The organism is uncultured Romboutsia sp., assembly GCF_958366745.1.
Taxonomy (GTDB): Bacteria; Bacillota; Clostridia; order Peptostreptococcales; family Peptostreptococcaceae; genus Romboutsia; species Romboutsia timonensis.
In genome coordinates this window covers 1-10,055 of the sequence record NZ_CATXCO010000071.1, presented here as the reverse complement: position 1 = coordinate 10,055, position 10,055 = coordinate 1, and the positions used below count along the sequence as shown (strand labels likewise).

Below are 10,055 nucleotides of genomic sequence, written 5' to 3'. Positions count from 1 at the left end.
TTTCTTTAAGTATTTTCCTATATGCATTTACTATTTTGTCCTCCTTGTGATGTTGTATCTCTAGTATAAGTAATTATTTATGTAATGAGAAGGACATTTTTACGGACATTTTTACATATATCTATACAATCTCTACATACATTATCAGAGCACATGAAATCATATATAATAAACCTATAATTATTTTAATTTTATATATTAACCACATTAAATAGTTAATACATAAATAAAGCTACATTTTAGCTCATATCATAGTCAAAACTCCTATGTAATATGATCTAAAATGTAGCATCACTTTGTATGTCTTAGTTTTACGAAGTGTAAGCTTGCTCCATACCTGGGCTGAATAAGCGAAGGTTAATTCTGTAAAGCATCTCTTAACTTTTTTAATATTATATTTCTGCATATATATTATTTAAGAAATACAGCAAATAGCTCTATACTACCCTCTAGTACCATCCATTAATTATTTCTTTTTCATTATAATTATACAAATATTCATCTGTCCCATACATTAAGTAATTAACAAAACATTCCATAAGTTCTTCATCCTGCATAGCTTCTCCAAGCGAAGGATATTTAATACCTAATAACTCTGCATCTCTATATGAATCTTGTCCAAACTTATGCCATTTACCAACTCTATCCCTTAAAAAACCTCTTTTTTCTCCTACTATCTTTTCAAATATATCGCTAAATTCTTCATATACTGCATCTAGTTCAACAGGTGGAAGTACCTTTTCCTTAAATACATCTATCATTTTATTAATATCTTCAATTCCATTTATAATATCATACTCACTTACTTCTCCATCTGTAATTTCATAAATATCTATATCTGATACATCTGATAAAGATTGGATTATTTCTTTAGTATAATCTTTTATATTAAAATTAACCCACTCTAAATATGTATACTTATATGAGCTATATTTTGAGTTATTTTCTAAGATATTAAGTATAAAGTCTCTTTCTGGATCTCCCTTTTTATATTTACATAGTTTGTCTAAAAAAGTTTTGTTATACTTTCTTTTATTGCATTTAACTTCTATATTTTCAGTTTTAACTATATCCACTTTTAAATCTAAATTTAATATAAATTGCATTAGATTATAATCTAAATCAGATTCTATAATATATCCTGATTTTTTAATTAAATCTCCCAGTTTCATTCTGACACCCCTAATTATTAAAACAAAAGTGCAAGTTTTAACTTTAATAATTAATACTTACACTTTTGAGTTCTCTCTAGTTATAATTTCATTTAGCTTATTTTATATTCTTCAATAAACTAAAACTCCTTATGATATCCCTTCAATTACATTAATCTCTGCATCAGATATATTGTATAATTTATATACATAGTTATTTATATTCTTCTCACACTCTTCTATATTTAATAAAACATTTCTTTCATAGCTCTCAATAATGTTCTCAACTTCTTTAATTAAAGCTTTATAAATTTTTTCATCAAATGCTATCGGTAATTCTTTTATTTGTGGAGGCCCTATTCTTAAGTAACCTCCAGATAAAGATAATGAACTAAAGTATTGTCTATAGTAAAATGTCATTAACTTGCTATTTAGTATTCCTATTATATATCTTAAGTCTAGCTCACAATCATAAATTATACTTGTTGACTTACCTGCTAAGTATTCTCCTTTTTCATCTAGATAACACTCTAACTCTTTATTCATTCCACCTACAATAATCTTTGTACTTTTACTTTCATCATATCTTACTTTATTGATCTTATATATATCTTCATTAGAAATAGATGGCTTTAGATAATTATCTTTGATATATTTTGTATTTTTTATGCCCCATAAAGAAATATATCTATCTATACTTCCTGTATTTATAAATTTTTTCATTTCATTATAATTAAAATTGCATACATCAACTAATACATCTTTTATTTCATAAGCTTCTCCAACAGTAGCAGCACCTTTAACTTTAGCTATTTTTTCTAAAGTATCAAACTTTATCATTTTTTCAATTACATCTATCTTTATTTTATCATCTACAAAATATCTATCCCAATAAATATCTCTATAAAACATATCTTTATTAATTATAATTTTACTTTTAACTTCTTCTTTATTTTCCATAATATTTATATGAATATCATTCTTTTCATTTGATTTTTCAACTCTAAATACAACAGGATATACATCAGCTTCCTTAAAAACATCTACACTAGAGTAGTCTCTTAACTCTTTTACTGAATATTTACCAATATACGCCCTTAGTGCTTCACTATACTTAGCTCCAATTAATTTATTTGGAACTATATATGACATATTACCATTTTGTCTTAATAATCTTAGTCCTAACTCTATAAATATTATAAATATATCCCAATTACCTTTAGCACTATTGTATTTTCTCTTACAATATTCCCTCACTTCAGGTATATACTTCATCATATCTTCTGAATCTATATATGGAGGATTGCCTATAACTATGTCAAATCCTCCTTTTTCCTTAAATATCTTAGAAAACTCTAGCTTCCATAAGAAATACGGTCTTCTATTTGATTTTTTTTGCTTCTTTAATTCCTCTATGTCTTTAAATAAAAGTCCTTTTTCTCTATTTAGCTTATACTCTATTAAGTCCCATTCTTTATCCTCTATATCTTTTTTTATTCTTACTTTTTCACTATTTTCCTTTGTATCAAATAATTCACTTTGTAACCTTTGAATATCTTCAAGTAATTGATATTCTTGCTCTATTCCTATATTAGCTTCACTTCCTTGTATATTCATAGATATTTGATTACTTATTTCTTTTTTCTTTCTTTTAGGTCTTTCTTTAAGAAGCTCTTCATCAAATAGCTTTATTCCATTGAACTCTTCTATAAGTGAATTTCCAACCATTATATTATAATCTAAATTTGGTAGTGTATTTATAGTCCTAATATCAGCATCTACAACTAGTGATAGCCATAGTCTTAATTTTGTTATGTCAACAGCACTAGGTTCTATATCTACTGCAAATATAGATCTCTTCATAGCATTTTTCTTTAAGTCATATATGCTTTTCTTATTGTTCCTTATAAAATCTTCTTTTTCCCACTTATCTAAATCTTTTGTCATGTATTCAACAATAATACTTCTTGCTTTAACTATTTCATTTAGCATACCTAAAGGAAATGCGCCTGATCCAACAGATGGATCTGCTACTGTTACATTTTCTAATGCTTTATCTATAATTTCTAAATTATCGATTATAAACTTCGGCATTTTATAATCTTTTTTATCTCTTATATTTAAGTCAACGTCTTTTATTACTTCTCCGTATTTTATAAGAACTTCTAATGATGTAGTATCTATATTAGTTTCTTTATTTAAGTAATTTATTAAACATTCTTGACACATATAATGAACTATTTCTCTAGGTGTATAAAATGCACCTTTAGATTTTCTTTCTTTTACATCTAATAAATTCTCAAATATTTTTCCTAGCATTTCTGGATCTACTGCTACCTCTTTTTCAAGTGGTTCATCTTCATTCATTGTAAAGTTATACATATCAAAGAAATCTAGTAATCCAGTATTCTCATCATTGGAGAAGAATTCATCCGGTATTTCTATATTAGTTTTTTTCCACTCATATTTATAAATAGGCTCAAATAATCCTCCATTTAAAAATGGTATCTTACAGTTAAATCTCTTATAGTACTCATTAGGTCCTCTTCTTTCATTTAAGGCTTCATAGAATAATGGCTCTAAATATGAATTAAAAAAGTTTCCTTCATGATTGTTTTTACTATAACTATTAAATAAACCCCTTATAAATACTTTTGTACCATCTCCCCATTGTTTATCGTATTTTGGATTTCCTTTAAATACATTTGATAACCAATCAGCTTCTGTATTAGATAAATCATTTAATGCTTTTCTATCTAATTCCATTTTAGACTTGTCTGCATTAGATGGGTTAAACACCTTGTCCATAATTTCTTTAACATCTTCATTTTCTTTTGATTTTAATAGATTAAACTCATTTCTATCTACTAGTCCAAATGGCACAATTGGAACTCCAAGCCATCCTTTCTTCTGTAGGAAATATAGAAATGAAACTTGTCCCATAAGCTTTTTAGCAAATTCTTCAGAAAACTCGTTTACTTCTACCATTAATCTATTAGCTTCTTCTATAAATTCATTATTTGTTTCTAAAAATTCCTTAAGGTCTAGATACTTCTCTTTATACATTTTAAAGAATTCATCAGTAACAACCTCTACACTAAATACATTTTCTATATCTTCTACTGATGGTTTCTTAGAGTCATCAAATAACAGATTTCTAAGTTGTTCTTGAACTGTGTGATTTTTTAATTTTGGTTCAATTAAATAAGAATATCTCTTAGCCGGAGTTATAGTTTCTGTTGTTTGTAAATTTCCTGTTATCTTATTTACATCAAATGTATAGTCTAATTTAACAAATGATATTCTCCATATATCAGTATTTTCTGAATATAGTGCTACAACTGCTGCATCTGCACCTGTATCTTTTAAATGCTTAGCTATAAAGTTTCTCTGCATAGTTCTAGCCTTGTCTGGTGAATACTTTAATTTAACTATAGATGCTAATATTATTTTTCTATTTTCGTCTCTATATTTACCTATATCTTTAACATAGTCTATATAGTTTTCATATATACCTTCATTCTCTTTTTTAGCTACTGAGTTTATTCTATCTTTGGATTCTAAATTTAATAGATTTATAATAAATTTATTAAATTTAATTTCATCAAATTTTTTCATTTCGTTAAATATTTCATTTAACATAGTATATTTATTATCCATAATTTATCTCCTTTACAATAAATCTAAAGATAATACGACTTCTGTATTATAATCTTGTATTTCTTCTTTACTCTCTGAATTCTTAATATATGAATCTGGCACTAAATCCCATATTGTATTAAACATTTCTATAGGATCTGCTATCCCTTTTATCATCTTTACAATTTCTTTACCTATAGCTAATGGTATAGCTCCATCTTCAAATAAATCCATTAATTTATATATTTTACTTATTTCATTCTCTGTAAACTTTGGATATGTATTTAAAGCTTTAAGAGTTTTTATTATAGTCTTATCATGGCTCTTACCTTCTTTTCTAATAGGTGATATATCCATACTTTCCTCTTGTAAAGTTTTTACAAGTTCTTTTTTATTTTGTTCTAAATTTTTATAATAATTATTACTTATCTTATGATATTTCTCTTCTTTATCTGACTCCATAAGCTTCATTGCATCTAAAAATGTCATTTCTCTTGAAACGATTCCATCTGATATAAAGAATCTCTTCATATATCCCTTTCTAAAGAATGTAAGTGTTCCATCTGTATCTAAGTACTTAGCACTTCTTATTTTCCTAGGATAATTCTTTATTTTAATAAATAAAGCTTCATCCTCATCCCTTAAATCTCTTATTATTTTTAAATATTTAAGAGTTGAATCTTCTTCAAAGTCTTCCTCTTCTAAACTTTCTTTACTATTAAGCTTATCATATAAAGTTTTTCCAAATATACCATAGGTATCAACCTCTTCATCTTCACTAAGATACTTAAAATCCTCTCCTAATGTATCATGAAATGCTTGTATTTTAGAAGTTATGTTCTCTTCTAATGACATATGTTCTCCAACTTGAGCACTTGGGAAGAAGTTAAATACATAGATATTATCATGTTGTGTTCCAACACGATTTATTCTACCTACTCTTTGCATTATTCGAGTTGGATTCCAAGGTAAATCATAGTTTACGATTACATTTGCCCTATGTAAACTTATACCTTCTGCTAGTATATCTGTAGTTACTAGTATTCTAAAATCATTTTTCTGGTTAGTTTTAGAAACATCAGGATTAAAGTTTTCTTGTATAATGTCTCTATCTTTATTTTTAGAACCACCAGTAAATAGTATCGTTTGATTTTTAAAATGCATGTCTATATTTTTCTTTAAATATTCTGCAGTTTCTTTTGATTCTGTAAATATAAGTATTTTTGATTTTTTAAGAAGCTTATTATTCTTTAAATCATCTATAAATTTATCTAATTTAGGATCATTTTCTATAGGATCCCACATTCGTCTTATTCTTTTTAAGTTAGATAAATCAAATTCTAAATCTTCTATAAATATACTATTGAATTCATCCGATTTAAACTTAAATGCATCTTCTTTATCAACAATAAAGTCTAATTTTTCTTCTTCTCCATTATTCATTAGATCATACACATTATATTTTTTACTAACATATACAACTCCTGACTTGTACATTGATATAAAGTTTTCATAAGATTCTATAAATCTATCAAGAGTTTTATTAAAAGCATAGAAACTACTTTCTAATCTTTTTAATAATATACCTTTCATAAATCCGCCCATATTTTGCTGACCTGTTAATAAGGACTTATATTTAGGTGGAACTTCATTTAAGTATGTTAATGTTTTATATCTTGCGTAAGAAAGAACTTTTATTGTATCTAAAGTTTTATTGAATACTACTTCTACCTGATTATCAAACTCATACACTATTTTTTCAGGTGTATTCAATGTGGGGAATGTTAATCCTTGTGACTTTAAATCTTTATCGTAATATTTTATAATTTCTTTTCTAGTTCTTCTTACCATAATATGATTAAGTACCTTTTCTCTTATCTCAGTTGATACTTCTTTAGATACTTCTAAATATTCTGGTGTTCCTTTATCATATTTTTTTAATTTCTTTTCTAATTTTTTAAAGAATCCCTCTAAATCTTTCTGATTTGGTATTATATTAGAGTTCTTCCTATTTTGAAATAAATATATTTGATTAGCTATATCACTAATATAGTTGTTTTGTGGTGTAGCTGATATTAATACTACTTTTTTCCCATTACATATTTCATGTAACTTTGCATATGTATCATTATCATCATTTCTAAATCTATGAGCTTCATCTATAAATACATAATTATATGAATCTGCATCCATTTTCAATATAGAATCTAATTTTCCTAAAGATTCAACTTTTGCAGATACATCAAACTCCCATAAAACTCTTTCCCAGTTTTCTTTAAGAACTGGTGGAGATATTATAAGCTTTCTTCCTCTTAATCTTTTTGCCAACATGGCACCTATATATGTTTTACCAAGACCAACTACATCTGATATGAATACACCATTATATGTTTCTAGAATTTTTTCTGCCCTTGTTACTGCATGTAATTGATATTGAAGTTTCATAAATCCTGGTGGTAAACCAAGTGATTTAGCATCTACTTTATCTTGATTTATTTCTTCTTTAAAATATTCATATAAACACTTTAAGAATAATTCATATGGAGTTACATCTTCTCTTATCCAACTATTTTCTGCTTGCTCTATATATTCATCTGTTACATCCACTGATTCTTTCCATAGGTCTTCAAATTTATCAAGTGCAAATCTAACATCTCTTGAATCTTTTAATTCCACATTAAATTCTAATTGTCCTAATAGTCCAGCTTGAGAAAAATTACTTGATCCAGTTATTACTTTTCCAAAGTCTTCTGATTTTTCTTGATCTTTTCTCATTATATATACTTTTGCGTGAATTGGATGATGTGGATATACTCTTATTTCTAATTTTCCTGTTCTTACAAACTCTATAAATTTCTTTATTCCTATTTCGACTTCTTCGCTATCTTCCGATGTCTCTATATCATCATTAACTTCTTTTGAGTACTGTTCTTTAGCTTCCTTATTTGATGTAAAGTCTACTTGCATTTCATTATAAGCTGTATGTATCATTTCTACAGACTTTTTATCTAAATTAAGTCCTACTAATATTCTAGTTTTTTCAATATTTTCCATAGATTCATACATTTTATAAAATCCACTACTTCTAAAATATCCAACTAATACATCAAAAAATTGTACGTTGTTATTTAGTATTTTATTAAATCTATCGTGAAGTGTATTATTCTCTTCATTTGTAAAAAATGTTAAATCATTATAATTCATCTTTTTCCTTTCAAATTTTATTACTTTATAGTTATTTTTTATTACTTTAATTATACTACATTATTACTATTAAAAAAATATTATTGTCCTCTTTGTATTAATATACTATCAAATTTAGTACATTATTTCTCAACTTCTATATCATAAACATAATATTTATACTCATCATATTTTTAGACTTAAAAAAAGGATCATCCGTCCCAACACAAATACAATAATTCTCACTCTATCCATAACTATTACATCTAAATCCTGTATACGTTCCCATAAAAAATCTATCTCCCATATCTTTAATTATATTTAATATTATATAATTCACTTCATTATTAAGCATATAAACTACTTATATACTAATAAAAGGGATAGGTGGAGGGGGAGCAGAGAGCGCGGCGGGAAGTATGGTGCAAGCTAAGCGGAATAAATAGTGAGCACATAAATAAAGCTACATTTTAGCTCATATTAGAATATTAAAATCCTGTAAACATATGAGCTAAAATGTAGCATCACCTTGTATGCCTTAGTTTTTATGAAGTGTAAGTTTGCAACATACCGGGGCTGAATAACCGAAGGTTTAACACTTAAAGCTTACTAACCTAATACAAACAACTTATGCGAAGCATCTATTAATAAAGATCCTCCATTTAAAAATAACTTACTTATAATTAACAATATTTCTAACCTGAGCCTCACTAATCCCAAACTTTCTAGAAATCACCTTATAATCACCATCAAAAACTTCCCTAATCTTCTTATTTCTAAAAGACTTAACAAGACTACTCTCATTAGGAATATACAAATTACTACCTCCAGCTAACCTCACCAATTCCTTAAAAGCATCAAGTCCTATACTATCAACAATATCCATAACACTATCAGGTAGATCATCCCTAGTTAAACTATCTAACACTAAAATCCCCCCTCAAAAACATTATAACTATATATTCTATATCAAAATCAAAGCATCCTACTAAATTTATAAATTCTTTTAATATACTATTTAAACACTCCTAGACTAAATTATTATAAAAATTAACTTTACTAAAACAATATAGGAGGTAATACTATGAAATGGTATCTAGACTTTGGACATGGAGGAAAAGATTCAGGCGCAATTGGAACTAACAAAACAAAAGAAAGCGACACAGTATTAAAAATAGGAATGTTAATAAAAAATAACCTTGAACAAGCCTTTGAAAAAGTAATAACTACACGTGAAGAAGACAAATACTACTCACTAGATTATAGAAGCTCAAAAGCAAATAAAGAAAACTGTGACTACTTTGTAAGCATACACATGAACTCATCAACTAATAAATCCGCTAAAGGAGTTGAAGTATGGGTATATGATGAAAAAAGTAAACTATATACACTATCAAAAAATATCTGCTCTAACCTATCAAAAACAATAAATACACCTAATCGTGGAGTAAAAATTTCAAAATCATTCTCAGTACTAAGAAAAACTAAAATGCCAGCACTATTAATAGAAATAGACTTTATATCTAACTCATCAGTAGAAGCTTCACTAAAATCTGATAAATATATAAAAGACATATCAGATAGTATATCAAAATCACTACTAGCATTTGTAAATAAATCTATAGTTGATGATGGAATCTTTTATAGAGTTTGTATAGGTGAATTCAAAGATAAAAATGATGCTATTCAATTAAAAAACACAGCTATATCCAAAGGCTTTAATAACGCTTATATAATTTAATTCTTTATAAAATATTTTATTCAAAAACTTTAATATATCTCCAAACCATCTATTTCTATACTTAATAACAAGAAGAGATTACTCTTCAAATAAATAAATGGAGGTGGCTATATGGCTGTTAACGAAATGCAAAACCCATCAAGCCTAAGAATAAAGCTAAACTTAGGTATGGAAGATGGTAAAACAAAGGTTAGAAGCAAAACATTTTCAGCATTAAAATATGATGCACCTGCACAAGATGTATATGACGTTGCAGAAGCCTTAATAGGACTTCAAGAATATGACCAACTTGAAATAGCTAAGATAGATAACACTACTTTAGCTTAGTAAAAAGTCTGTTG

The 10,055-nt window shown here is 26.7% G+C and carries 6 protein-coding genes; 2 read left to right on the top strand and 4 right to left on the bottom strand.

Features of this window, described 5'->3' with window-relative positions; genetic code table 11:
- Positions 1-449: 449 nt before the first annotated feature.
- From Q5F54_RS06525 to Q5F54_RS06510, 4 genes are all read right to left on the bottom strand, one after another.
- Complete coding sequence (locus Q5F54_RS06525; protein WP_302334124.1) at positions 450-1,172, bottom strand: hypothetical protein; 723 nt, start codon at positions 1,170-1,172, stop codon at positions 450-452.
- A gap of 129 nt (positions 1,173-1,301) precedes the next feature.
- Complete coding sequence (locus Q5F54_RS06520) at positions 1,302-4,811, bottom strand: Eco57I restriction-modification methylase domain-containing protein (protein WP_302334123.1); 3,510 nt, start codon at positions 4,809-4,811, stop codon at positions 1,302-1,304.
- A 12-nt stretch (positions 4,812-4,823) separates the two neighbouring features.
- The gene (locus Q5F54_RS06515; RefSeq protein ID WP_302334122.1) at positions 4,824-7,994 is read right to left on the bottom strand and encodes a helicase-related protein; all 3,171 of its coding nucleotides are present in this window, start codon (positions 7,992-7,994) and stop codon (positions 4,824-4,826) included.
- Positions 7,995-8,646: 652 nt separating this feature from the next.
- Entirely contained in the window at positions 8,647-8,901 is a 255-nt protein-coding gene (locus Q5F54_RS06510) for a Mor transcription activator family protein (protein ID WP_288306310.1), read from the bottom strand.
- 156 nt (positions 8,902-9,057) lie between these two features.
- On the opposite strand from Q5F54_RS06510, the gene Q5F54_RS06505 reads away from it, so the two are divergent.
- Positions 9,058-9,714 carry an N-acetylmuramoyl-L-alanine amidase gene (locus tag Q5F54_RS06505; protein ID WP_302334121.1) on the top strand — a complete coding sequence of 219 codons (657 nt, stop codon included), beginning with the start codon at positions 9,058-9,060 and terminating at the stop codon, positions 9,712-9,714.
- A 111-nt stretch (positions 9,715-9,825) separates the two neighbouring features.
- Positions 9,826-10,041 carry a DUF1659 domain-containing protein gene (locus tag Q5F54_RS06500; protein ID WP_288306312.1) on the top strand — a complete coding sequence of 72 codons (216 nt, stop codon included), beginning with the start codon at positions 9,826-9,828 and terminating at the stop codon, positions 10,039-10,041.
- Positions 10,042-10,055: the final 14 nt, after the last annotated feature.